Genomic DNA, 25,425 nt, shown 5'->3' on the forward strand with positions numbered 1-25,425 from the left:
ATGGAAAACCTGAACGAATTGTGGGTTGCTACACTAGAGAAGATTGAAGAAGAAGTTAGTAAACCCAGCTTCGAAACTTGGCTGAAAAGTACAAAGGCTGAAAAGTTGGAAGAAAACACGTTGATCATCTCCGCACCAAACGAATTTGCCAGAGACTGGTTAGAAACACAGTATACGGAACTGATTTCCAATATTCTCGAAGATGTTACCGGGACACGATTAGCTACAAAATTTATCATCCCGGACTCTGTTACCCAGCCAGAGGAAGAAGAAAAAGGACCGAAACCGAAGTCATCAGGAAATACAGGAGACGTATCAAAAACAATGCTCAATTCCAAGTACACCTTCGACACCTTTGTCATTGGAGCTGGAAATCGCTTTGCACATGCTGCATCATTGGCAGTCGCAGAAGCACCGGCAAAAGCATATAATCCGCTTTTTATTTATGGCGGTGTTGGTCTTGGGAAAACGCACTTAATGCATGCAGTTGGGCACTATGTACAACAGCACAATCCCGAAGCAAAGGTTGTCTATATGACATCTGAAAAATTTACCAATGAATTTATTAATGCCATCATGGACAACAAAACGTTAAATTTCCGCAATAAATATCGAAATGTCGATGTTCTATTAATCGATGATATTCAATTTATCGCGGGAAAAGAATCAACACAGGAAGAATTTTTCCATACATTCAATACATTACATGAGGAAAACAAACAAATTATTATCTCTAGTGATCGACCACCTAAAGAAATACCGACACTCGAAGATCGTTTGCGTTCCCGCTTTGAATGGGGATTAATTACAGATATTACACCACCGGATTTGGAAACGAGAATTGCTATACTAAACAAAAAAGCAAAGGCAGAAGGACTGGATATTCCAAATGAGGTAATGCTGTATATCGCTAATCAAATTGATACGAATATTCGTGAGCTGGAAGGTGCATTAATCCGTGTTGTCGCCTACTCTTCTTTGATTAATCAAGATATTGACGCCCCGCTCGCTGCAGATGCCCTAAAAGATATCATCCCTAGTAATAAACCAAGAACCATTACCATTCAAGGCATCCAGGAAGCAGTTGGAGAGAAATATAACGTTCGTCTGGAAGATTTTCCTGCAAAGAAACGTACAAAAGCAATCGCCTTTCCCAGACAAATTGCCATGTACCTCTCCCGTGAATTAACCGATTTCTCACTGCCTAAAATTGGGGAAGAATTCGGCGGACGTGATCATACAACAGTCATTCATGCCCATGAGAAAATTGTAAAGTCAATGGAGAATGACACGAATTTAACAAGTGAAATCGAAGAAATTAAAGAACAGTTAAAATCATTTTAGGAAAAATCCACATGTGCATAATGTGTAAAACAGAACAGATCGATGCACAAGTTATCAACATGTGCATAACTTGTTTCAGACGTTTATCTCTTACTTATCAACATAATCACAGCTCTTATTACTGGTATTACTGTATTTTATAATAAAAAATAATTAAGTATGTCTATAGGAGGATTCATTCATGAAATTTGTAATCAGACGTGATCAATTAATTGCCAGTGTACAAGATGTTATGAAGGCAATCTCATCTCGTACTGTTATTCCAATTCTGACGGGAATCAAAATCGAAGCAAAAAAACATGGCATTATACTAACAGGAAGTGATTCAGATATTTCGATTGAATCCTACATTCCAGCTGAAGAAGATGGAAATGTAAATATCGAACTTATTGAAGAAGGAAGTATTGTCCTCCATGCCAAATATTTTCCCGATATTGTCCGCAAATTACCAGAAAAGACATTAGAAATTGAGTCTGATGAAAATTTAAAACTAACCATTCGGTCTGGAAAAGCGGAATTTAATTTAAATGGACAAGATGCTGAGGAATATCCACAGCTCCCTTCTTTGCAGACAGATGAAAGCTTTGAACTGCCAACAGATTTATTAAAAAGTTTAACGAAGCAAACGGTTTTTGCTGTTTCCACAATGGAAACTCGCCCAATCCTGACAGGGGTGCATATGAAGCTGAACGAGAATACATTAACGTTTACAGCAACCGACAGCCATCGACTTGCATCACGAAAGATTCCTGTAAACGAGACAAACGTCGAATTTTCCAATATTGTTGTACCGGGAAAAAGTTTAAGTGAATTAAATAAAATTTTAGATGATACGCCGGAATCTATTGAAATTAGTGTGACGAATAATCAAATCCTATTTCGAACGAAACATTTGAAATTCATGTCTCGTTTACTCGACGGAAATTATCCAGAAACATCACGACTTATTCCGGAACAAAGTAAAACAGTGCTTCATGTAAAAACGAAGGAATTATTAAATACAATAGATCGTGCATCCCTTCTGGCGAAAGAAGAACGCAATAATGTGGTGAAATTGTCAACAGAAGGTAATCACTTAGTCGAAATTACAGGTAACTCGCCGGAAGTTGGAACAGTCGCTGAAGAAATTAACGTTCAATCCATCGAGGGAGAGGAATTAAAAATCTCGTTTAGTTCCAAATACATGATTGATGCATTAAAAGCGATTGAATATGAAGAGGTAAAAATAGAATTTACCGGTGCTATGCGGCCATTTATCATTCAACCAGCCAACGAAGATCCAATTTTACAACTGATTCTTCCAGTTAGAACCTATTGAGAAAAACATGATTCACCTTTTTTCTGGAGAATCTTCGTATGTGATAAAAACTGTGACGTAGTGAAAGTAACTTTATGAGAAGGTTCTCGTTCTAATGATAGTTGAGCGTAGCGAATGCTTCAACCAATGCTTGGAAAGAGAATGGCACATTACGTCGCTGTTTCGATGTTTAATGCTATAACATACATAAAAAAGCGCTTATCTTTTTTGGGGTAAGGGCTTTTTTTACGATAAAAGCCAAATTAAAGGCCAAATGAGCATTTTTTAAATAAAATGAGGGGTTTACCTTCCCTAAATGCTAAAACTTTAGTAAAATAGATATATGAAACGTTTAAAGCCAAATAACAAAAATGATGAAATGAAACTTGGTGAGTGAATTGCATGAAGAAATTGAAATAAATACGGAATTTATTACGTTGGGTCAATTTATCAAGCTTGCGAACATACTTGAATCCGGTGGAATGGTCAAAACATTCCTGCAGGAAGAAGGCGTCTTGGTAAATGGCGAATGGGAACATCGACGCGGAAGGAAGCTTTACCCAAGTGATGTGGTCAAAGCTCAAGATGTTGGATCATTTATCGTAGCAAAGAGCAATTAGTCGCAGAAAGAATGAGGAATCCTGCATGCACATTGATCAACTTAACTTAAAACATTTCCGTAATTACCAAAAATTGGATATTCCTTTTGATGATAAAGTCAATGTTATTATTGGGGAAAATGCACAAGGGAAAACCAACTTGATGGAAGCTATATATTTGTTGGCCTTTACGAAATCCTACCGCACCCCACGTGAAAAAGAACTTATCCTTTGGGACGAAGAATATGCTAAAATAGAGGGTAGGATTACCAAACGCAACCAGACGTTTCCACTTGAAGTTGTTATTTCATCTAAAGGGAAAAAAGCAAAGTTAAATCGAATGGAACAGAAACGATTAAGTGACTATATTGGTGCATTAAATGTAGTGATGTTTGCACCGGAGGACTTAACACTTGTGAAAGGCTCTCCGCAGAATCGCAGACGATTTATCAATATGGAACTGGGGCAAATTCAGCCAAGGTACATTTATCATTTAGCACAATATCAAAAATTAATCAAACAACGGAATCATTTATTAAAGAAAATGCAGCGGCAGGCAAATCCCGATAACAATAAAACAATGCTGCATGTATTAACCGAACAACTAATTGAACATGCTGCAATATTGCTGGAGAGGCGGTTTGTTTTTCTGGATTTACTGAGAAAATGGGCCAAGCCAATTCATCATGGTATCAGTCGCAACCTGGAGGACCTTGAAATCAGGTATGATCCCACAATTGAGGTATCAGAAGAGGCAAATAAGGAGAAAATAGAAACGATCTATTTAAATAAATTTCAAGAAATACAGGAAAAAGAAATCGAACGTGGAACAACATTGATCGGACCTCATCGCGATGATCTGATTTTTTATGTGAATAATAAAAATGTTCAAGTCTATGGTTCTCAGGGACAGCAGCGAACCACCGCTTTATCTGTGAAATTGGCAGAGATTGAACTTATTTATAATGAAGTCGGGGAATACCCTGTTTTGCTCCTTGATGATGTATTAAGTGAACTGGATCATTTCCGGCAATCACATCTGTTAAATACCATTCACGGAAAAGTTCAAACCTTTGTATCGACAACAAGCGTTGATGGAATTAACCATGAAACATTACGAAAGGCTGAGTTGTTTCAGGTAAACGAGGGAGAAATAGATATATGATTCAAGGGGGCACGCGCCTATGTTTATTCATATAGGCAATGATCATGTGATCAGATCGAGTGATGTTATTGCGATCGTTGATTATGATTTAATCGATTCATCTTCCATTATGGAAGAGATGATGACTGAATGGAACAAACAAAAAAGGGTTGTTGGATCAATGCATGATGCCAAATCGGTCATGATTACGACGGAAATTATTTATTACAGCACATTATCTGTTGCTACCTTAAAAAAACGAGCAAGTATGATTTCAACAATTAGTAAATTAGATGATTTTTCAGAGGAAATAGAATAAACACTTTTCAATATGGAAAATTTTTCTTATCAGTCAGGAAATGGATGTGAAAATATGTCAATGGAAGACAGAGATGAGAACCAGGCATACGATGCTGACCAAATTCAAGTTCTTGAAGGATTGGAGGCAGTTCGTAAAAGACCAGGAATGTACATTGGAACAACAAGTGAAAAGGGATTGCACCACCTTGTATGGGAAATCGTTGACAATAGTATTGACGAGGCCCTAGCCGGATATTGTGATCATATTCAAGTAATTATTGAAAAAGATAACAGTATCACGACAAAAGATAATGGTCGTGGTATCCCTGTTGATGTACAGAAAAAAACCGGAAGGCCTGCTCTTGAGGTTATTATGACCGTACTTCACGCAGGTGGTAAATTCGGTGGCGGTGGATATAAAGTATCTGGCGGGCTGCATGGTGTTGGGGCTTCCGTGGTTAATGCTTTGTCTAGTAATTTGGAAGTATATGTCCACCGTGATGAGAAAATTTACTTTTTAGGATTTAAAAAAGGTGCCCCTCAAGGCGAAATCGAAGTCATTGGCGATACGGATATTACAGGGACGATTACACACTTTAACCCGGATCCGGAGATTTTTGCAGAAGGAACAACATTTGATTATGATACATTGGCTCAGCGCCTGCGTGAATTGGCCTTTTTAAATCGAGGTTTAACAATTACGTTGGAAGATAGAAGAAGCGATGAGGAGCCGGTAAGTTACTATTATGAAGGTGGTATTAGTTCCTATGTTGAATATATTAACCGGACGAAAGATGTCTTGCATGAGCCTTTCTATGCAGAAGGTGAAGATGACGGGATTGCTGTAGAAGTAGCCATTCAATATAACGATGGATTTGCAAGCAATCTTTATTCGTTTGCCAATAATATTCATACGTATGAGGGTGGTACCCATGAATTTGGTTTCAGAACCGGCTTGACTAGAGTAATTAATGATTACGCACGCAAAAACAATCTATATAAGGAAAATGATCCCAATCTCTCCGGCGATGACGTACGTGAAGGAATGACAGCGATCGTTTCTATCAAACATCCGGATCCACAGTTTGAAGGACAGACCAAAACAAAACTTGGTAACAGTGAGGTGCGTACCGTTACCGATTCCGTATTTAGTGAGTCATTTTCCAAATTTCTATTTGAAAACCCATCTATCGGAAAAATTATTGTAGAAAAGGGTCTTATGGCTTCCCGGGCTCGAATGGCAGCAAAAAAGGCACGTGAATTAACACGACGAAAGGGCGCACTGGAAGTTTCCAACCTGCCAGGAAAACTAGCTGACTGTTCATCCAGAGACCCGGCAATCAGTGAATTGTACATTGTGGAGGGGGACTCTGCAGGTGGTTCTGCCAAGACAGGACGCAGCCGTCATTTTCAGGCGATCCTTCCATTGCGGGGTAAAATTTTAAACGTGGAAAAAGCACGTTTGGACAAGATTTTATCGAATAAAGAAGTACGTTCGATGATTACAGCACTTGGTACAGGGATCGCAGAGGATTTTGATATCACGAAAGCACGGTATCATAAAGTGGTTATCATGACGGATGCGGATGTTGATGGTGCGCATATACGTACGTTATTATTAACATTTTTCTATCGCTATATGCGTCCATTAATTGAACATGGCTATATTTATATTGCGCAGCCACCACTTTATAAAATTCAACAAGGAAAAACAGCCCATTATGCCTATAATGATGCGGATATGGAGAAAATTTTAAGTGAAATTCCAAATTCACCAAAGCCAGGCCTGCAGCGTTATAAAGGGCTTGGAGAAATGGACGCCACACAGTTGTGGGATACGACCATGAACCCCGAATCTCGTACATTGCTACAGGTAGACTTGACGGATGCAATGGATGCGGATCAGGTCTTTGATATGCTCATGGGTGATAAAGTGGAACCAAGACGAATCTTCATTGAAGAAAACGCCCAGTATGTCGAGAATTTAGATATATAACAGCTAGGTTAGAAGTAAAAGTCAGAGGTCGGATAGAAGACCCGACATTCTGACTCTTGTGTTTTAGGAGGGAACTAAATGGCAGAGGAACGATCAAACGTTCAGGAAATTAATCTTAGTAAAGAGATGCGTACATCATTTCTTGATTATTCGATGAGTGTTATTGTGTCACGTGCATTACCTGATGCACGCGATGGATTAAAACCGGTGCACCGGCGAATTTTATATGCAATGAACGATTTAGGGATGTATACGGATAAACCACATAAAAAGTCAGCACGTATTGTTGGTGAGGTAATCGGGAAGTACCATCCCCATGGAGACTCCGCCGTTTATGAAACGATGGTTCGGATGGCACAAGATTTCAGTTACCGTTATATGCTCGTAGATGGGCATGGAAACTTCGGATCTGTAGATGGCGATTCGGCAGCTGCCATGCGTTATACAGAGGCAAGAATGTCCAGGATTTCCATGGAATTATTACGTGATATTAATAAAGATACAGTCGATTATCAGGACAACTATGATGGAACAGAACGTGAACCCGTTGTTTTCCCTGCTCGTTTCCCCAATTTACTGGTAAATGGTACGTCAGGAATCGCAGTAGGTATGGCAACAAATATTCCACCGCATCATTTAGGTGAAACCATTGACGGGGTACTGGCACTTAGTGAAAATCCGGAGATAACGATTGATGAACTAATGGAAGATTATATACATGGACCAGACTTCCCCACAGCAGGGAAAATTTTAGGAAAAAGCGGTATTCGTAAGGCATATGAAACCGGCAAGGGCTCTATTACAATACGTGCAGAAGCTAATATTGAGGAACAGTCAAATGGCAAGGAAACCATCATTGTTACAGAGCTACCTTATCAAGTAAACAAGGCAAGACTCATTGAAAAGATAGCAGAACATGTTCGTGAGAAACGAATCGAGGGAATTGCAGATTTACGGGATGAATCCGACCGTACAGGGATGCGTATTGTGATTGAAATCCGGCGTGATGCCAATGCCAATGTTGTTTTGAATAATTTATATAAATATACAGCTCTGCAAACGACATTTGGTATTAATATACTTGCCCTGGTTAATGGTCAACCAAAGGTACTGAGCATTAAGCAATGCCTGGAGCATTATCTTGAACATCAAAAGGATATCATCAAACGCAGGACCGCATTTGAACTGCGTAAAGCAGAAGCGCGTGCCCACATTTTGGAAGGTTTACGTATTGCACTGGATCATTTGGATGAAGTTATATCCTTGATTCGAAATTCCAAAACAACGGACATTGCGAAAGAGGGTTTAATGGAGCGCTTTGAATTATCCGAGAAGCAATCACAGGCTATTTTAGATATGCGTCTGCAGCGTTTAACCGGTCTAGAGCGTGAAAAAATTGAAAATGAATATAGTGAGTTGATGGCTCTCATTGCTGAATTGAAGGCTATTTTAGCAAGTGAGGAAAAAGTACTGGAAATCATTCGCGAAGAACTGACAGAAGTGAAAGAACGCTTTAGCGACAGCCGTCGTACAGAAATTGCTGTTGGTGGTACAGACTTTTTCGAGGATGAGGATTTAATTCCTGAGGAGAATATTGTTATTACCCTTACGAATAAGGGTTATATCAAACGTCTGCCGGCATCAACCTATCGTAGACAAAATCGTGGTGGTCGCGGTATTCAGGGAATGGGTACGAACGAGGATGATTTCGTGGAACATCTTGTCTCCACCTCCACCCATGATACGATACTATATTTTACAAACAAAGGGAAAGTATACAAAACAAAGGGTTATGAGGTTCCCGAATTCAACCGAACTGCAAAAGGGATTCCGATTATTAATCTACTGCAGGTCGAAAAAGGCGAATGGGTTAATGCCGTCATTTCGGTTAATGAATTCAGTGAGGATTATTACTTTTTCTTTACGACCAGACTCGGTATATCCAAGCGAACGTCCCTTTCCCATTTTAAAAATATCCGAAAAGGTGGTTTGATTGCAGTCGGGCTGCGCGAAGAGGATGAATTAATTTCTGTTCGGCTGACCGATGGAACGAAGGATATGTTAATTGCAACGAAAAACGGCTACCTTATTCGATTTGAGGAATCCCAAATTAGAACCATGGGAAGGACTGCTTCCGGGGTAAAAGGTATTTCGCTTCGAGGAGAAGATGAGGTCGTCTCCATGGAAATACTGGAGGAAGGGTCGAATATCCTTCACGTTACGAACAAAGGATACGGGAAACAAACACCAGAAGAAGAATACCGGAGAATAAACCGAGGTGGCAAAGGTATTTTTACATCTAAATTATCGGATAAAACCGGACATGTTGTCGCCGTAAAAGCTGTATCCGGATATGAAGATTTGATGCTGATAACGGTAGCAGGTGTTTTAATACGTATTCCAGTTGAGAGTATTTCAGAAACCGGTCGTAATACAATGGGGGTACGCCTCATTCGTTTGCAGGAAGACGAAGAGGTAGCAACCGTTACGCGAATTGAGGAAGAAGACGAGCAGGAAGAAGCGGAAAAAGAATAAAATAAACAGTGATCAGGTGAGATTTACCGGCGTTTGGGAACTGCTTATCAGCGCTTACCTGTTCATAAACGAAAATAGATAAAACACAAGGTAACGTAGTAAGACAAATGTTATCATTTCGTCTGAGGCGTTACCTTATTTGCTTTCTAATCATAAAGTTTGGCAATGAAGGGGTATAGATCATCCCCCTACTTGATCAGCGGGAACTTTATTGGAGCCACTTTGTTGTTTGAGGAAGAGATAGATTCCGAGTAAAATAAGACAGCCGCCAATGACTTCTACGCCAGTTATCATTTCATGTAAGAAGACCATTGCTAAAATAGACGCTCCAACTGGTTCTCCGAGTGTGGCCATGGATACAGTTGTTGTATTGACATAGTTTAATAATAAATTAAAAATAATATGTGCTGCTGATGGGAAAAGCGCAAGCAGTAAAAATACACCCCAATCGTTAGCTGTATAACCTGTAACAGGGATGTTACCAATGACATTATAAACCAGCAACGTTAAACCGGCTATGAGAAAGACGAGAAAGCTGTATATCCAGTGATTGACGTATTTGACGTTTTTTTGTCCGATGAATAAATAGAAAACAACAGAAAAGACGGCAAGTAATGATAATATATTTCCCAATAGTACACCTTGCCCTAAATTTACATTACCCCCTCCTACAATTACCACACCTATAAATGCAATTCCGATCGTGATAAGTGTACGTATATGTATCTTCTCCTTGAAGAAAATGAAACCACCAAACAGAGCTATTACAGGTTGCGATGCTAAAATTAACGTAGAACTGGCTACAGTCGTATGATTTAGAGATTCAAACCATAAGCCAAAATGACCACCCAAAAAGATACCTGCAAAAATGAATGCGAACCATTCCTTCTTTTTAATTTGGGGTATGGTTTTCATATGTTTAAAGACAAAAGGCAATAGTAAAATACAACTAAGAAACATGCGATACATGCCCATTATCGTTGACGGTGCATCGGATAATCGAACGAAAATGGCGGATAACGATATACAAATAATAGCTGCGATAAGTAATGTATTTATCGTTCTTGATTTCATAGGAACACCTCTTTCAAACTTGAGCAATTAAGTCACTATGGCATATAGTAATAGTAAAAAGACTGAAAAAGCAAGTCAAATGCTACAAGATAATTGGGAAAACAGTTTAACACATATCGTACATTTACGTAATGATTCGTATGATTAGGGAAATGTTTGCTTTTTGTAGATGGATCCCAAATGATTTGCTATCTAATTAACGATTATTTATCATTGACAAGTCAAAATGGTATACTAGTTATGTATGTATATGAACAAGTAATTCAGGAGGAAAAAATGAGTAATTTACCTTTTATACCGATTATTGTTGGAACAGATATCAATGCCTATAATATGGCTATCTCATTTCATCAGGCATATGACGTAAAACCGATTTTAATTGGGAAACAGCAAATGGCATTTACCGATTTGAGTTCTGTCATTGAAAAAATAGAAATACACCCAACCTTGGCAGACGAAGGACAGTTTGTACCCACACTCACTACACTGGCTACGAAACTTGAACCTACAGATAAAAAACTTCTATTAGTAGGAACAAATGACGTATATATTCGGTTGATGATTGAGAATGAAGCACAATTAAAGGAACATTTCGTATTTGATTTAATCGACGAATCGTTAATGAATCAGCTTCAGAATAAATCGAATTTCTATAAGCTTTGTAGAGAATATGGTATTGATACGCCTACCACTCACTTTTATGATTGTAAGCACCCAAAACCTTTCGAAGAAGAGATGATGTATCCTGTCATCATTAAACCAAGTAATGGCATTGCCTATTACAATCACTCATTTGACGGGCAGCAAAAAGTATATAGGGTGGAATCGAAAGAAGAAGTGCAGCAAGTTATTGATAAGATCACTGCAAGTGGTTATCAAGATGAGCTTATCATTCAGGATTTTATTCCAGGGGATGATACATACATGTGGGACAGCGTTATATATGCAAATGCAGGAGGGCAGACACAACTTGTTACATTTGGACAAGTCGTACTTCAAGAGCATACGGCTACTGCAATAGGAAATTACACGGCAGTGATTTCACGTTATAATGAAGAAATGATGAAAAAATTACAGCATTTCCTAGAAGCTGTCGGCTACGTCGGGTTTGCAAATTTTGATCTAAAATATGATACCCGCGATGGTAAATTTAAAGTGTTCGAGGTAAATATTCGCCAAGGGAGATCCAGCTATTATGTGACTGCACTCGGGCACAATATGGCAACATATATTGTTGATGACAGCATTTACAGAAAGGAAAAGCCACTAACCTATCTAAACGAAGAGCATTTATTTACCGTTGTACCTAAAATCGTGCTTCGCAAGTTTGTCCGAAACGAAAAGGTGCTGGCGGATGTAAAACAGCTCATTAGACAAGGTAAATGGGGAAACCCATTATTTTACAAAAAGGATCGCAATCTTAAACGAAAACTCTATCTATTCATACGTCAAATCAACTATTATCGTAAATATAAGAATAATAAATGGTAAAGGCTTCATTCCGTTTCAGGGGCCCTTTCATACAGCCATTCTCCGATTAAAAAATATATCTTTTCAGCGGCTATATTGACGTAATGGGAAATGATTGCATAATCCTGTTCCGATTTGGTGGATATAAGCTCTCCCCAATATTCTGTCTCATAGCGGCTGATCATGCTTAAATTATATAATAATAAATAATGGACCATGATTTCATTTATAGATAGGTAATAGTCGCGGGAACAAGGAAAGTATATTTCTTGTTTATCAAGATGGACGTAAAACGGACCGGTTATATGCTGCAATGGTTTTTCCAGTTTAATATGAAGCCGGTCATTTGAAGTTTTTATATCCAGCATAGCTGGTAAATAAATACGGAGACGCTGTATGAATGCGGTCTTTGTTAAATGATAGCTATCCAGCAGGTGAAGTGGAAACGTTATGTTTGTGGCTCCTTTTTTACCGATCGAAATACTTTTTACCTCTTTCCGATAGGAGTAAAAATCATTCATTTCAGGGATTAATCCAAGCAATAGATTCATGTTAATCTTTTGGAATGGCGGGGTTTCTGCATGGAATAGGTGGTTGTAGGCATAACAGAATAGACCATTTTGTTGGATTTTCACTTCATCTCCTGTAAAAGAATAGTTCTTTTTCTTACGTTTTCTGGCCGTTACACCATGCGCCAGGACTGCTGTGGATTCCGGATAATCGGGGCGGTTTGTAAGGAGGCATGCCTTTAGCAAATGGACGAGGCCATAAAAATATAACATTGGCTTCAACCGAATATCTGCATGCTCCCCTTCTGTTAAAAAAATACTTCCATGATCCAGGTAATACATAAATGTTCCACTGTTTTCAAAGCTTTTGGCATTTGCATCGCTATTGGGCAGATCCCTGTAGCATTTTTTCAAAAAGATCTGGCTTGTTTGCAGTGTTCGTAAATAGGTATAAAGTGATTCCACTGTCCTTTTCTCCATGACGATTCTCCTCGTGAAATAATATAAAATTTCGAATCCAATTATTTTTAAGTATCGACTTGAAAAAGCTTTATGGATGGCGTATTGTAAATGAAAATAAGCATTACTTATGTAGCTTAACCAAGTTGCCTATTCGCATTCATAATTCATAATTGAAGGAGGATAAAGATGCGGGAAGATAAATTTGCCAAAGAAGGATTAACATTCGATGATGTGTTGCTCATGCCAGATAAATCAGATGTATTGCCAAAGCATGTACAAATTGCAACAACCTTGACAGATGATCTGAAACTGAAGGCTCCTTTTATTAGTGCAGGGATGGATACTGTAACGGAAGCAGAAATGGCGATAGCAATGGCCCGTCAAGGCGGATTTGGTGTCATTCATAAAAATATGTCGATTGAAGATCAGGCAGAACAGGTGGATCGTGTCAAACGTTCGGAGAGTGGTGTGATAACCAATCCATTCTTCTTGACCCCAGAGCATCAAGTATATGATGCCGAGCATCTTATGGGTAAATTCCGCATTTCAGGTGTACCGATTGTGAATACCATTGAGGAGCAAAAATTAGTCGGTATTTTGACGAATCGAGATTTGCGTTTTATCCAGGATTATTCCATTATGATCTCCGAGGTTATGACAAGTACAAACCTTGTCACAGCACCAGTAGGGACAACATTAAAAGAGGCTGAGGAGCTGCTGCAAAAACACAGAATTGAAAAACTGCCACTTTTAGATGAAAAAGGGATTCTAAAAGGCTTAATTACCATCAAAGATATTGAAAAGGTCATTGAATTCCCAAATGCTGCCAAAGATGCTCAAGGTAGACTTATTGCAGGTGCTGCCGTAGGGGTTACTGGTGATGGTATGAAGCGGATTGAGAAATTAGTTGATGCCGGTGTTGATGTTATTGTTATTGATACAGCACATGGGCATTCAGGTGGCGTTATAAATCAAGTGAAGGCTGTTCGGGAGACTTATCCGGAACTTACGATCATCGCCGGAAATGTAGCTACAGCTGAAGCAACGGAAGAATTAATTAAAGCGGGTGCATCTATCGTTAAAGTAGGAATAGGCCCGGGATCGATTTGTACCACCCGTGTTGTTGCAGGTGTCGGTGTTCCACAAATAACAGCAATCCATGATTGTGCTACTGTTGCGGAGGAGTACGGGGTTCCAATCATTGCAGATGGTGGAATTAAATATTCCGGTGATATTGTGAAGGCACTAGCTGCAGGTGCACATGCTGTGATGGTCGGCAGCATGTTTGCAGGGGTTGCTGAAAGCCCTGGCCAAACAGAAATTTTCCAAGGACGGCAATACAAAGTTTACCGTGGCATGGGGTCCGTTGGTGCCATGGAAGCTGGCTCCAAAGATCGCTACTTCCAAGAAGGAGCTGACGTGAAGAAGCTTGTCCCAGAAGGTATTGAAGGCAGAGTCGCTTATAAAGGGCCGATTGCCGACACCATTCACCAATTAATTGGAGGCTTGCGTTCAGGCATGGGCTATTGTGGTACAAGTTCGATTGATTCCCTGCGTAATGACGGGCGGTTTATCCGTATTACAGGAGCAGGCCTGAGAGAAAGCCACCCACATGATGTACAAATAACGAAAGAATCACCGAATTATTCGGTATAGTACTGTCGTTAAAATAAAAAAGTTATAGATGGGTACATTACCCATCTATTTTTTCTCTTTTTTCTGTGGTAAAATAAGAGAGATATATAAGATTTAAAATTTAGGTGGAGGTACGGGGAAGTGAAACAGATAAAAAAAAGGTTACTATTTTTAATTGCAAGTCTCGTGTTGATAACGTCGGTAATGGTACAACCATTTTCAACTCAAGCTGCAGATACATTGGATTTAGATGCAGAATCAGCGATTTTAGTTGATGCCGAAACTGGTAAAATATTATACGCAAAAGACCCGGATGTAGCCTTGCCACCAGCCAGTATGACGAAAATGATGACAGAATATCTTGTGCTTGAGGCGATTGATTCCGGTGATATTAGTTGGGATACAACAGCTGAGATCAGTGATTATGCGTACAGCATTTCTGCTAATGCATCATTTTCCGGCGTAGGTTTAGAGCAGGACAAAGAGTATACAGTTCATGACTTGTATGACGCTATGGCAGTTAATTCAGATAATGCTACAACAATTGCACTTGCTGAGCTGATAGCAGGAACAGAAACTGAATTTGTCGCTTTAATGAATGAAAAAGCGGATGAATTAGGTCTTCCTGAATATAAGTTTGTCAATTCAACCGGCTTGGATAATTCATCCTTGGATGATAATCGTCCGGAGGGTACGGATGCAGACGAAACAAATTTATTATCAGCTGAATCGTCTGCCTTGCTTGCTTATCATTTAGTGAATAAATTTCCGGAGGCTTTGGAGATATCCAGTCAACCGGAAATAGAATTTGAAGGTGAAAGTCTAGATAATTGGAATTGGATGCTTCCACATGAAGCTACATTCCTGGAACAATTTTATTATGAAGGTATGGATGGACTGAAGACAGGAAATACAGATCTAGCTGGCTATACGTTTACAGGAACAGCAGAACGTAATGGGAAACGTTTAATTTCAGTAGTGATGAAAACAGAAAGTGAAGCAGAACGTTTTAACCAAACAGAAAAACTGATGGATTATGGCTTTGAACAATTTGAAACCACTGAATTATTTCCTGCCGGCTATCAGGTAGAGAATGAATCCAGTATTCCGGTAGCGAAAGGAAAAGAAGATGCCTTGAATATTTCCACAGCGGAAAGTTTCACGGTTCCAATCAAATCCGGAGAAGAAGAACAATATAGCGTGGACTATACGATTGACGAAGATTATTTAAACGAAGATGGAGCGTTAACTGCACCAATTGAAGAAGGCGAATCAATAGGAACAGCAGAGCTTGTGTATGATGGGGAAGCGGATTATGGTTATATTTTTGATGATAACCGTAATACAGTTGATCTTGTGGCAAATGAATCCGTGGAAAAAAGTAATTGGTTTATGCTTACATTAGGTGCAATTGGCGACTTTTTCGCAAATTTATTCACTTCATCTGTGGATTGGATTAAAGGGTTATTTTAAGATTACATAAGGGGGAATGGAAATGGTTCATACAGGAACAGAACGAGTAAAACGTGGGATGGCAGAAATGCAAAAGGGCGGCGTTATTATGGACGTTGTCAATGCTAAGCAGGCAAAAATAGCCGAAGAGGCTGGGGCAGTTGCTGTTATGGCATTGGAGCGTGTTCCATCTGATATTCGTGCGGCAGGTGGTGTAGCACGTATGGCTGATCCTACTGTTACAGAAGAAGTTATGAATGCTGTATCGATTCCGGTTATGGCAAAGGGACGCATTGGTCATATTGTTGAGGCGCGTGTTTTAGAGGCAATGGGCGTTGACTATATTGATGAAAGCGAAGTGTTGACACCGGCCGATGATGTCTTTCATCTGAATAAATCAGATTATACGGTACCATTCGTATGTGGCTGCCGTAATCTAGGGGAAGCTATGCGTCGTATTGGTGAAGGTGCTTCTATGCTTCGGACAAAAGGAGAGCCCGGTACAGGTAATATTGTTGAAGCGGTTCGTCATATGCGCCAAGTGCAATCTGAAATTCGCAAGTTAACGGCAATGTCTGAGGATGAAGTGATGACATTTGCAAAGGAAATTGGAGCCCCATATGAATTATTATTGGAAGTTCGCGAGGAAGGTCGCCTTCCCGTTGTGAACTTTGCAGCAGGTGGTATTGCAACTCCAAGTGACGCAGCGTTAATGATGGAATTAGGAGCAGATGGTGTATTTGTTGGATCCGGTATTTTCAAGTCCGATCATCCGGAAAAATTCGCAAAGGCCATTGTTGAAGCGACAACTCATTATACGGACTACAAATTGATTAGTGAGCTTTCAAAAGGGCTTGGTACGGCTATGAAGGGTCTGGAAATGAGTACGATCGAAGGACATGACCGTATGCAGGATCGCAGCGAATAGAAAGAGGGAATCGTATGACAACAATTGGTGTACTTGCCTTGCAAGGTGCAGTTCGTGAACATATTCGGTCGATTGAAGCTTGTGGCGCAAAAGCCATGGAAATAAAGCGTAAGGAAGAACTCGAGGATATTGATGGTTTGATTTTGCCAGGCGGGGAAAGCACAACAATGCGCCGTTTGATTGATAGCTACGGCTTTTTTGAAGCCATTCAGGAATTTGGCAAGCAAGGTAAACCTGTGTTTGGTACCTGTGCCGGTCTGATTTTAATGGCAAGTGAATTGGAAGGTGAGGAAACCTCTCATCTAGGCTTAATCGATATGAAGGTAGCTCGTAATGCATTCGGACGCCAAGTAGCAAGCTTTGAAGCTGCGCTTACGATTACGGATGTGGCGGATGACTTTAATGCTGTATTTATTCGAGCCCCCTATGTGACAGAAGTGGGTACTGATGCAGAGATCCTTGCAGCGCATGCAGGGCAAATTGTGGCAGTGAAACAGGGGCATTATATTTGTACTGCATTCCACCCCGAGCTAACGGACGATAATCGTGTTATTGCATATTTCGTGGAAATGGTGGAAAAATCAATACAAACACTTGCATCTTAAGAAGAAATTGATTATGATGAAACATAACAAAAGTTGCGATAGGAACGAGTAACAGTAGATCTTTCGCTAGAGAGTCGATGGTTGGTGTAAATCGATGGGAGTATACTGTGAATCCATCCTTGAACTGGTTTACGGAAAAGGTCTCTAGTACATGAGTGACATGAAAGTAAACTCGGTTACGTGCCGTTACACACGAGAGCCGGAAGAGTGCGTCTCTTCAACAAGGGTGGCAACGCGGGAATGAGACTTCCGTCCCTATTATTCAGGGATGGGAGTCTTTTTATATATGGAGGAGCTGTTTCCCAACATCAACGCATGGGGTACAGATCCTTTACAGCGAATATGAAGGAGGTAATGAACATGTTAGATATGAAATTTTTACGGAATAATTTTGATGATGTCAAGGAGAAGCTTTCTAAGCGTGGTGAGGATTTATCTGCATTGGATAGGTTTGGGGAACTTGACGGGCAACGCCGCGATTTAATTGCTGAGGTAGAGAAACGAAAAGCGAGACGTAACGAAACGTCCAAACAGATTTCAGCCTTAAAAAAAGAAAAAAAGGATGCAGAACCAGCTATCAAGGAAATGCGAGAGGTTGGCGAGCAAATTTCTACGCTTGATAAAGAGCTGAAGGAAGTGGAAGGACAATTAGATTCGATCATGCTCTCCATCCCTAATATCCCACATGAAAGTGTACCAATTGGAGAAGATGAGGACGATAATATAGAGGTGCGTACATGGGGGGATTTTCCGGAGTTTTCCTTTGAGACCCAGGCTCATTGGGATATTGCAACAAATCTAGATATATTGGATTTTGAAGCAGCTGGAAAAGTCACAGGAAGTAGGTTTGTCTTTTATAAGGGACTTGGTGCGAGACTGGAGCGTGCACTTTTGAATTTCATGATGGATTTACATGCAGATGAACATGGTTATGCGGAAATGTTACCGCCATATATGGTAAACCGTGCAAGTTTGACAGGTACCGGACAGTTGCCTAAATTTGAAGAAGATGCGTTTCATATTTCAGATTGGGATTACTTTTTAGTTCCGACAGCGGAAGTTCCTGTAACGAATTATCATCGTGGGGAAATTTTACCCTCAGCGTCTCTACCAAAAAAATATGTCGCATTCAGTACTAATTTCCGTTCAGAAGCGGGGTCTGCCGGCCGCGATACACGTGGATTAATCCGTCAGCATCAGTTTAACAAGGTTGAGCTTGTACATTTTACAAAACCGGAAGACTCTTATGAAACGCTAGAGACGTTAACTGGGAATGCGGAAAATGTATTACAGTTGTTGAATCTACCATACCGTGTGATGAGTATGTGCACAGGTGATTTAGGTTTTACCGCAGCGAAAAAGTACGATATTGAAGTATGGATCCCTAGTCAGGATACGTATCGCGAAATTTCTTCATGCTCCAATTTTGAAGCTTTCCAAGCAAGACGTGCAGGCATCCGTTTTCGGCGAGATGAAAAGGGAAAGCCGGAATTCGTTCATACGCTTAATGGATCCGGACTCGCCATCGGTCGCACAGTCGCAGCTATTTTAGAAAATTACCAGCAGGAAGACGGATCAGTAATCGTTCCTGAAGTGTTGCGATCTTATATGGGTGGGAAGGATGTTATAAAGTAAGAGAGGTCTGTCCCTCGGAATATTAATGCGATAAAGTAGTAAGGACAGTTCCCAGCCTAGTTTGTAGACACAAAAACTGTAGCGGACATGGTGCTTCGGCATTCAGCGCAATTGGTTCGGTATTCCGAGCGTCGGTTTCGGCAATCGTGGCTTATTCATCGGCATTCAGCGTTTTATGTTCGGCATTCATGTCTGAACTTCGGGTTTCAGTATAGGGGGGCCTATTTTTTCCTACGTTAATACGTTGATGTATCGAAGACACTCCCCTTACAAGAAAATAATTTCTAAAAAAAACAATTGACAAATTAAAATAACGATAGTATTGTATATAGCAATACAAATTTAATAATTATTACTTCTTATCAAGAGAGATGGAGGGACTGGCCCTGTGAAATCTCGGCAACGAACTTTTTTTATAAAAGTAACGTGCCAACTCCAGCAAGCGATGAGCTTGAAAGATAAGAAGAGGATGAATACACGCGTTACCTCTTCTTATCTTTATAAGAAGGGGTATTTTTATTTTCGAGGGGGAGAGAGCTTGATTACATTTGAACATATGACAAAGGTTTATCAGGGTACGTCTCAAGAAGTGAAGGCCTTAGATGATGTTAATCTGCATATTGAAAAAGGCGAAATATATGGTGTGATCGGCTTCAGTGGTGCTGGGAAGAGTTCATTAATTCGGTGTGCCAATCTACTTGAGCGTCCGACATCGGGGAAGGTTATTGTGAATCATCAAGATCTATTAAGCCTTTCAACGAAGGATTTAAGGGAAGCCAAACGTAATATTGGAATGATTTTCCAGCACTTCAATTTATTGAATTCGAAAACGATTTTTACAAATGTAGCAATGCCTTTGTTACTTACCAAAACACCAAAAGAAGAAATAAACAAAAGGGTTTATGAACTGTTGGAGTTCGTTGGATTACGTGATAAGGCGGATAACTATCCAGATCAGTTATCCGGCGGACAGAAACAGCGTGTAGGCATTGCACGATCACTCGCTACACAGCCTGAAGTTCTGTTATGTGATGAGGCGACGTCAGCTCTGGATCCGGAAACAACCAATTCAATTTTGAAGCTATTGAAGCGCGTCAATCAGGAGTATAATATTACGATATTAATTATTACGCATGAGATGGCGGTTATTCGTGAAATTTGCGATAAAGTAGCGGTGCTGGATAATGGAAAAGTAGTTGAGTCAGGCTCTGTATTCGATGTGTTTTCCCAGCCTAAAACAGAGGTTGCCCATAATTTTGTCCGTTCCGTTATGCATGATGAGATACCTGAATCGGTGCACCAACTGCTTCAAAGGCAAGACGGGGATCATCAAATTTATCGCATTGTATTTACCGGTGAGTCAACAGGAGCACCACTGCTTTCCCAAATAGCGAAACATTTTAATGTCGAAGTGAATGTATTATTTGGAAGTATTACCGAATTACAAGGGACACCATTTGGCAATTTGATTGTGAAATTTGAAGGGGACGAAAAGGAGATTAATCGTGTCATCATGCATGTTCATCAGAAAAAAGTAACGATAAAGGAAGTGTTAGCAGATGTTAGTTGATTGGCAGCAAATTTCAGGCGCATTATGGGAAACAACTATCATGGTAATTGTCTCTTTACTATTTGCCGCTATCATAGGATTGCCGTTAGGAATTTTACTTGTTGTAACACGAAAAGGGCATTTATGGGAGAATAAAATAGTTTTTACCATTTTAAACGCTATCGTAAATATTTTCCGATCCATCCCGTTTATTATTTTAATGGTTGCAATCATTCCATTCACCCGCTTAGTTGTTGGAACGTCGATTGGAACTGCGGCTGCAATTGTGCCAATGATACTTTTTTCAGGGCCTTATATTGCAAGATTAATAGAAAGTTCCTTGCTTGAAGTTGATCCGGGTGTGATGGATGCTGCCCAGTCGATGGGTGCTACGCCTGTACAAATCATTACTCGCTTTCTTATTCCTGAAGCATTAAGCTCGCTTATGCTCGGTCTAACCATTGCAACGATCGGTTTGGTTGGTGCTTCTGCAATGGCTGGGGCCGTCGGCGGTGGGGGGCTTGGCGATCTAGCAATTACATTTGGGTATCAGCGCTTTGACACAATTGTCATGTTAATCACCGTTGGTATTCTTGTCATTATGGTCCAAGGGTTACAGTCAGCCGGAAATATATTATCGAAAAAAATTAGAAGAAGATAGAAGGAGGAAAACAACATGAAAAGATTTGGCTTCCTATTTTTCATTAGTTTTTTAGCTATTGCTCTTGGTGCCTGTTCGGATAGTGAAGCAGCAACAACCGTGAAAATTGGAATTAGCGGGTCCGATACGACAATTTGGGATTATGTTGCTGAAAAGGCGGAAGAGGAAGGAATTGAGGTTGAAATTGTCCGCTTTTCTGATTATGTGCAGCCGAACCTAGCACTGGCTGAAGGAGAGATTGACGCGAATGCGTTCCAAACAATTTCTTACTTTGATGCCTTTATTGATGAACATGATTTGGATCTCACACCGATCGCAACAACGGTTATCGCTCCAATGGGGTTATATTCAGAAAAACATGATGCGGTAGAAGACATTCCAGAAGGTGGAACCATTGCACTTGGTAAAGAAGCAACCAATATGGGACGTGGTTTGCAACTGCTTGAAGATGCAGGATTGATTGAGCTTGAAGAAGGCTTTGACGGCAATGGTTCCCTTGATAAAATTGTCGGAAATCCTAAAGATTTGGATTTTGAATTACTTGAAGCTGGGCAGACACCCCGTGTCCTACCGGATGTGGATGCATCCATTATTAATAATGGCATCGCAGTAGATGGCGGCTTTAGCCCCTTAGATGATTCGATTTTCCATGAAGATGAAACAGCGACACCTTATATTAATATCATCGCGACCCAAGTCGAAGACAAAGACGATGAAGTTTTAAACAGATTAGCAGAAATATATCAATCGGATGATGTGGCAGAATTTATTATCGAAGAGCGTGACGGGAATTCCATCCCGACAACTGTACCATTAAGTGAAATTGGTTATTAAAAAAATAGATGAGGTGATAAGTATGACAGTAGTGACAGATACGTTAGAGACAGTGAAAAAAAGCATTTTGGAAAATATCGAGGAAAATAAGGAACGTTACATTCAAACAAGCCATGAGATTCATGATAATCCTGAAATTGGCAATGAGGAATATTTTGCCTCAGGGCGCTTAATCCGTATTTTAGAAGAAGAAGGCTTCCATGTAGAGAAGGGAGTTGCCGGGCATGAAACGGCATTTTTGGCCAAAAAGAAAGGCAAGAAAGACGGACGCTCGATTGGATTCCTCGCCGAATATGATGCACTTCCTGAAATTGGTCATGCATGTGGTCATAATATAATTGGTACAACAAGTGTAGCTGCTGCTGTTGCTTTAAGTAAGGTCATTGATGAAATCGGCGGAGAGCTTGTCGTGCTCGGGACTCCGGCTGAAGAAGGCGGGCCAAATGGAAGTGCGAAGGGAAGTTTTGTGAAGGCAGGTTTAGTGGAAGGGATTGATGCAGCCATTATGCTTCACCCGGGAGCAGAAACGAATCTAACAGGTCCAAGTTTAGCGGTTGATCCACTGGATTTTGAGTTTTTTGGAAAACCGGCACATGCTTCTGCACATCCGGAAGAAGGAATCAATGCATTAGATGGCGTACTGCAGCTGTTTAATGGGATCAATGCCTTGCGTCAGCACATACCATCCGATGTACGCATCCATGGTATTATTACCGATGGTGGGGATGCGCCGAATATTGTACCTGAATATGCAAATGCCAGATTTTTCATACGTGCTCCCTCAAGGACGGTGTTGAATGACATCACCACGAAGGTAAAAGCTATTGCAGAGGGTGCAGGACTTGCAACCGGCGCAACAGTGAAGGTGAGCGCTTTTCAAAATGAAGTGGATAATTTCATTGTAAATAAACGCTTTGATCACGTATTTAAAGGCGTCGCTGAGCATTTAGGAGAACGGGTAAGTACAAAAGAAAGAGCGGCATTAGGCTCAACGGATGCAGGCAATATAAGTCAAGTTGTTCCGACGATTCATCCCCATATTAAAATAGGTCCAAGTGATTTAATTGGGCATACGGTCGAATTCCGGGAAGCAGCTCGCTCCGAAAAGGGTGATCATGCCTTAATTACAGGAGCAAAAGCATCTGCATTAACAATATTAGAACTCCTTACCAATCAAGAAGTGTTTGATGAAATTCAGCAGGAGTTTGCGGAACGATCAGAAGGATAAATGCTTATCAAGGGACTGTCCCTGCTACAATGTATTCATGTAGCAGGGACAGAACTCATAGCCATCAAGTCATGATAAGCGCATGGGATTAGCTTATAGAAACTCCATTAGCTGCGTTGCAATGGAAAAGTAAATCATCAATCCAATAATATCGTTCAAGGTTGTAATAAATGGCCCTGAAGCAATGGCAGGATCAAAATTCAGTTTGTTGATGATTAATGGAATAACCGATCCCACAACGGCTGACACGCTCAGGGTACAAAGGGTGGATATGCCCACAATGACTCCTAACATGCCATTTCCATAAATAACAAGGATAATGGCAGCGATGATCACCATACAAATGAGCCCCAGGAGTGCCCCTGTACTGAACTCTCTTCGTATCATTCGCCAGAGATTACTTTTTTCCACGGTCCCAAGTGCAAGTCCACGCACAGAAACAGCCAGTGACTGAGTGCCCACATTTCCCCCGGAACCCATGATCATGGGGATGAAGGCGGCAAGCAGCACAACGGATTCGAGTGTCTCTTCGAATCGATCGATGACCCCACCTGTAATTAAACTCAAAAGCATCAGTACGATAATCCATGGTGCACGCTTTTTAGCAGCTTTAAAAGGGCTTATACTAACATCTGTTGCTCCTTTTGTTGCGGAAATCTCGCCAAAGTCTTCCGTTGCCTCTTCTTCCAGAATATCCAACACATCGTCAACGGTGACAATACCCAGCAGCTGATTCTGATGGGAGACAACAGGGACGGCTAACAAGTCATATTTTTTGATGACCATCCCGACTTCTTCCTGGTCCATATCTTCAGAGACGGATACAACGTTTGTACTCATTGCGTTTTCGATGGTGGTATCCGGTTTAGCTATAATTAAATCGCGGAGGGAAACGACACCGACAAGTTCCTTCTGAGCATCAACCACATATAAATAATAAATAATTTCGGCATCCGGGGCCTCATTCCTTAACTTGTCTAACACAGCTTCTACAGTTGCGGAGGCTGGGATACTAATCAATTCTTTGGTCATTATCGCTCCGGCAGTTTCATGTGCATAAGATAAGATCGCCCTTATTTCATGCGCTTTTTTATCATCCATTTGTTCTAATATTTCGTCTGCCCGATGACTGTTGATTTCCGTTAAAAACTGGACAACATCATCGGTAAATAAATGATTAAATATGCTTGAGGCATAGTTTTCATCCATCTCCAGGAAAAACAGTTTCTGATCCTGGATATCCAAATTACTGAAAATCGCTGTGAATTCCTTCGGGCTTAAAAAGGAATATACAAGGTTGCGTGCTTCCACATCCATTGTTTTAAACATATCGGATTGGTCGAATGGATGCAGTTCTAAAAAGGTATCACGAAACTGTTGCTTTTTTCCGTTATGCAGTGCATCCAGTACCGTTTTCGTATATATGGCGCGCTTTTTTTTCGTTAGTTTACCCATTAAAAATCCTCCTTATCTTGAAAGGAGTCTATACTGCTTCTAGAAGCTTTAGACACAAGTTTCATAATACGGACATGCGGTTATTTAGAACCCCGCTCCAGAAATATACTTCGCGCACCTTAGGGCGGCTGGTGGGCCTCCGAAGTGCTAGCGCACTTCGGAGTCTCACCTATGCCTTTCCTCCCGCAGGAGTCTACGTATATTTCTTCCGCTAAACGATGTATTATTCGTTTACAGGGTTGATCATTTTACTTTTGTCCAAGGCCTCTAGCTAAGGATGCAGGAATGGACTCCTTGATACTTGCATATTTTTAACATAAATCGAAAGGGGTCTGAGTCAGTTGATGTACTTTGCTGCATATCCATTCCACATCCTTTCCTAATGGTGTACTAAAAAAACACCTCCTCGAAAGAAGGTGTTTTGTATCTAGCGTTGATGATAAAGCCAATGTCGAATCAGGCTTATTCAAATAGGCGTAACAAAATTCCCTCAATCGTAGAGCTTTAGCACTGTGCGGCATAGGAAAAAATCCAGCTACATTAAAAACCACCTTATGTCGATGGTTTCTGTTGACCCATTGGCGTCTTTGGACATTTTTGGGCAGTAGCGTATCTCCATCACAGGAGCCTTACCTAACGAGGTATCTTTTTATTCATAGGTGATAATACAGGTCTTTGTTCCGTTTGTCAACCCAATCCCCTTCGTTTCTTAA

Annotated in this window: 20 protein-coding genes, 2 riboswitches and 1 other annotated feature; of the genes, 17 read left to right on the forward strand and 3 right to left on the reverse strand. The window is 40.4% G+C overall.

Going from position 1 to position 25,425, the window contains the following annotated elements:
- The 7 genes from dnaA to gyrA form a co-directional block, all read left to right on the forward strand.
- The coding region (dnaA, locus tag KFZ56_RS00005; protein ID WP_222639189.1) for a chromosomal replication initiator protein DnaA at nucleotides 1–1,344 on the forward strand (1,344 nt) is incomplete at its 5' end.
- A 181-nt stretch (nucleotides 1,345–1,525) separates the two neighbouring features.
- On the forward strand, nucleotides 1,526–2,662 hold the full coding sequence (dnaN, locus tag KFZ56_RS00010; protein ID WP_222639191.1) for a DNA polymerase III subunit beta: 1,137 nt from the start codon (nucleotides 1,526–1,528) through the stop codon (nucleotides 2,660–2,662).
- A gap of 377 nt (nucleotides 2,663–3,039) precedes the next feature.
- The gene (gene yaaA / locus KFZ56_RS00015) at nucleotides 3,040–3,261 is read left to right on the forward strand and encodes a S4 domain-containing protein YaaA (protein ID WP_222643836.1); all 222 of its coding nucleotides are present in this window, start codon (nucleotides 3,040–3,042) and stop codon (nucleotides 3,259–3,261) included.
- Nucleotides 3,262–3,286: 25 nt separating this feature from the next.
- Nucleotides 3,287–4,405, forward strand: coding sequence for a DNA replication/repair protein RecF (gene recF, locus KFZ56_RS00020; protein WP_222639192.1), 1,119 nt, complete (start codon nucleotides 3,287–3,289; stop codon nucleotides 4,403–4,405).
- Nucleotides 4,406–4,424: 19 nt separating this feature from the next.
- On the forward strand, nucleotides 4,425–4,703 hold the full coding sequence (gene remB, locus KFZ56_RS00025; protein ID WP_222639194.1) for an extracellular matrix regulator RemB: 279 nt from the start codon (nucleotides 4,425–4,427) through the stop codon (nucleotides 4,701–4,703).
- 54 nt (nucleotides 4,704–4,757) lie between these two features.
- Nucleotides 4,758–6,680 (forward strand): DNA topoisomerase (ATP-hydrolyzing) subunit B, encoded by a 1,923-nt coding sequence (gyrB, locus tag KFZ56_RS00030; RefSeq protein ID WP_222639196.1) that lies wholly within the window; start codon nucleotides 4,758–4,760, stop codon nucleotides 6,678–6,680.
- A gap of 78 nt (nucleotides 6,681–6,758) precedes the next feature.
- Entirely contained in the window at nucleotides 6,759–9,215 is a 2,457-nt protein-coding gene (gene gyrA / locus KFZ56_RS00035; RefSeq protein ID WP_222639198.1) for a DNA gyrase subunit A, read from the forward strand.
- A gap of 180 nt (nucleotides 9,216–9,395) precedes the next feature.
- Here gyrA and KFZ56_RS00040 read toward each other — a convergent pair whose 3' ends face one another.
- Nucleotides 9,396–10,289, reverse strand: a complete 894-nt coding sequence (locus tag KFZ56_RS00040) for a DMT family transporter (RefSeq protein ID WP_222639200.1) — start codon at nucleotides 10,287–10,289, stop codon at nucleotides 9,396–9,398.
- A 276-nt stretch (nucleotides 10,290–10,565) separates the two neighbouring features.
- On the opposite strand from KFZ56_RS00040, the gene KFZ56_RS00045 reads away from it, so the two are divergent.
- Nucleotides 10,566–11,780: a carboxylate--amine ligase gene (locus KFZ56_RS00045; protein WP_222639203.1), complete on the forward strand. Its 1,215-nt coding sequence runs from the start codon at nucleotides 10,566–10,568 to the stop codon at nucleotides 11,778–11,780.
- Nucleotides 11,781–11,785: 5 nt separating this feature from the next.
- Here KFZ56_RS00045 and KFZ56_RS00050 read toward each other — a convergent pair whose 3' ends face one another.
- Complete coding sequence (locus KFZ56_RS00050; protein ID WP_222639205.1) at nucleotides 11,786–12,748, reverse strand: YaaC family protein; 963 nt, start codon at nucleotides 12,746–12,748, stop codon at nucleotides 11,786–11,788.
- 168 nt (nucleotides 12,749–12,916) lie between these two features.
- Here KFZ56_RS00050 and guaB point away from each other — a divergent pair, with 168 nt between their 5' ends.
- The 9 genes from guaB to KFZ56_RS00095 all read left to right on the forward strand — a co-directional run bounded on the left by guaB (nucleotide 12,917) and on the right by KFZ56_RS00095 (nucleotide 23,257).
- Nucleotides 12,917–14,386 (forward strand): IMP dehydrogenase, encoded by a 1,470-nt coding sequence (gene guaB / locus KFZ56_RS00055; RefSeq protein WP_222639207.1) that lies wholly within the window; start codon nucleotides 12,917–12,919, stop codon nucleotides 14,384–14,386.
- 120 nt (nucleotides 14,387–14,506) lie between these two features.
- Nucleotides 14,507–15,838, forward strand: coding sequence for a serine hydrolase (locus KFZ56_RS00060; protein ID WP_309228231.1), 1,332 nt, complete (start codon nucleotides 14,507–14,509; stop codon nucleotides 15,836–15,838).
- 22 nt (nucleotides 15,839–15,860) lie between these two features.
- Nucleotides 15,861–16,745, forward strand: coding sequence for a pyridoxal 5'-phosphate synthase lyase subunit PdxS (gene pdxS, locus KFZ56_RS00065; RefSeq protein ID WP_222639209.1), 885 nt, complete (start codon nucleotides 15,861–15,863; stop codon nucleotides 16,743–16,745).
- A gap of 14 nt (nucleotides 16,746–16,759) precedes the next feature.
- Nucleotides 16,760–17,350 (forward strand): pyridoxal 5'-phosphate synthase glutaminase subunit PdxT, encoded by a 591-nt coding sequence (pdxT, locus tag KFZ56_RS00070; RefSeq protein ID WP_222639211.1) that lies wholly within the window; start codon nucleotides 16,760–16,762, stop codon nucleotides 17,348–17,350.
- A gap of 26 nt (nucleotides 17,351–17,376) precedes the next feature.
- Nucleotides 17,377–17,610, forward strand: a binding site (T-box leader).
- Nucleotides 17,611–17,710: 100 nt separating this feature from the next.
- A complete protein-coding gene (serS, locus tag KFZ56_RS00075; RefSeq protein WP_222639213.1) occupies nucleotides 17,711–18,985 on the forward strand; it encodes a serine--tRNA ligase in 1,275 nt (424 codons plus the stop codon).
- Nucleotides 18,986–19,341: 356 nt separating this feature from the next.
- A riboswitch (SAM riboswitch) is annotated at nucleotides 19,342–19,450 on the forward strand.
- Nucleotides 19,451–19,523: 73 nt separating this feature from the next.
- The gene (locus KFZ56_RS00080) at nucleotides 19,524–20,555 is read left to right on the forward strand and encodes a methionine ABC transporter ATP-binding protein (RefSeq protein ID WP_222639215.1); all 1,032 of its coding nucleotides are present in this window, start codon (nucleotides 19,524–19,526) and stop codon (nucleotides 20,553–20,555) included.
- Nucleotides 20,545–21,195 carry a methionine ABC transporter permease gene (locus KFZ56_RS00085; protein ID WP_222639217.1) on the forward strand — a complete coding sequence of 217 codons (651 nt, stop codon included), beginning with the start codon at nucleotides 20,545–20,547 and terminating at the stop codon, nucleotides 21,193–21,195. The genes KFZ56_RS00080 and KFZ56_RS00085 overlap by 11 nt, the downstream gene beginning before the upstream one ends.
- Nucleotides 21,196–21,210: 15 nt before the next feature.
- On the forward strand, nucleotides 21,211–22,029 hold the full coding sequence (locus KFZ56_RS00090; RefSeq protein WP_222639219.1) for a MetQ/NlpA family ABC transporter substrate-binding protein: 819 nt from the start codon (nucleotides 21,211–21,213) through the stop codon (nucleotides 22,027–22,029).
- A gap of 22 nt (nucleotides 22,030–22,051) precedes the next feature.
- On the forward strand, nucleotides 22,052–23,257 hold the full coding sequence (locus tag KFZ56_RS00095; protein WP_222639221.1) for a M20 family metallopeptidase: 1,206 nt from the start codon (nucleotides 22,052–22,054) through the stop codon (nucleotides 23,255–23,257).
- 93 nt (nucleotides 23,258–23,350) lie between these two features.
- Here the strand turns inward: KFZ56_RS00095 and mgtE are convergent, their stop codons facing one another.
- The gene (mgtE, locus tag KFZ56_RS00100) at nucleotides 23,351–24,712 is read right to left on the reverse strand and encodes a magnesium transporter (RefSeq protein ID WP_222639223.1); all 1,362 of its coding nucleotides are present in this window, start codon (nucleotides 24,710–24,712) and stop codon (nucleotides 23,351–23,353) included.
- Between the two features lie 482 nt (nucleotides 24,713–25,194).
- A riboswitch (M-box (ykoK) riboswitch) is annotated at nucleotides 25,195–25,360 on the reverse strand.
- Between the last annotated feature and the right edge of the window lie 65 nt (nucleotides 25,361–25,425).

It is taken from the genome of Virgibacillus sp. NKC19-3 (genome assembly GCF_019837165.1).
Lineage (GTDB): Bacteria > Bacillota > Bacilli > Bacillales > Amphibacillaceae > Virgibacillus_L > Virgibacillus_L saliphilus.